Source organism: Candidatus Thermoplasmatota archaeon (genome assembly GCA_030018475.1).
GTDB lineage: Archaea > Thermoplasmatota > JASEFT01 > JASEFT01 > JASEFT01 > JASEFT01.
In genome coordinates, this window is sequence record JASEFT010000003.1 from 12,272 (window position 1) to 13,450 (window position 1,179).

At 39.6% G+C, this 1,179-nt stretch carries 2 protein-coding genes; both read left to right on the forward strand.

Annotation, left to right across the window (positions count from 1 at the left end; translation table 11 throughout):
- Nucleotides 1-222 (forward strand): hypothetical protein (locus QMD21_00955; protein MDI6855340.1); only part of this gene is annotated, 222 nt, incomplete at its 5' end.
- A 3-nt stretch (nucleotides 223-225) separates the two neighbouring features.
- The coding region (locus QMD21_00960) for a clostripain-related cysteine peptidase (protein MDI6855341.1) at nucleotides 226-1,179 on the forward strand (954 nt) is incomplete at its 3' end.

The following is a 1,179-nucleotide window of genomic DNA, read 5'->3' on the forward strand; positions in this document are numbered from 1 at the left end:
TTAGAGCTTAAAAAAGGCTGGAATTCTATAGGATGGTTTAAAGAGGCGGTAACAGCAGAAGAGCTAGCTTCGCAGATAGGAAACTGCACCGCAGTCAGTTACTGGGATAGTAGCTTATTGAGATTTGTCACCCATATTCCACCCGAAATAAATAATTTCGGGATTGTGAAAGGCGGAGGCTATTTGGTATACGTAGCAAAAGATACTACATGGGTGGTTTAAATAATGTATCTGAGAAATAAAATTTTGGTTTTAAGCTTGATTTCATTAATAGTTTTTGGAAGTGTGCCCATTAGTGCAGGCACGAGCTCTCAGCTAGCTGAGCAACCTGAAATGAAAGTGCAAGAAAAAGCACTAGCTAAATGGACTGTGCTTACCTACATGGACGGCGATAACGACTTGGGCTATAAATACAACGCTCATATTGCAGACAAGCAAGAAATGGAGCTTGTCGGCTCTACCAGCGAGGTAAATATTTTAATAGAGTTCGATTCGCACCCTAGCGTTACCGACCCTGCCTATCGTGCCAGTGCTAGATATTACGTTAAGAGTGGCTACTCAGAACAAATTTTAGTTGAAGAGCAGGATATGACTGACCCTAGGAGTCTTGTGGAATCTATCAGATGGGCAATGAGCGACTATCCTTCAGAGAAATTCTGTTTAGTGCTTTGGAACCATGGCATAGGCTGGATAGGCATGAACAGAGATGATACTACAGGCGAAGATTATTACGAACTTGAACTTGAGCAGTTAAAAGAGGCTCTTTATATAATCAAGCAAGAAACAGGTAAGAAAATAGACGTTATTTTGTTTGATATGTGCTTGATGGGAATGCTCGAAATTGCCTATCAGCTTGATGGACTTGCAGATTACATAGTATTTTCAGAAGATAAAATACCTGTTGACAGTAGAAAATATCAAGATACACTTGCAGATTTAGTTGAAAATTCCACTTGGACTGCGGAAAGGTTAGCACAAGAATGGGTCTATGATTACGTAGGTTCTGGAGGTATGATAACGCAATCTGCAGTTAACATGAGCAGACTACCGAGTTTAATAGAAGCAATGAAAAATTTTGCATATTTGCTGAAAGAGAATATAGATACCTATTCTACGGCAATAAATAACGCTATAAATAGCGTGAAAGATTATTCTGTAGACCTTCCTAGTCTAGGCTCG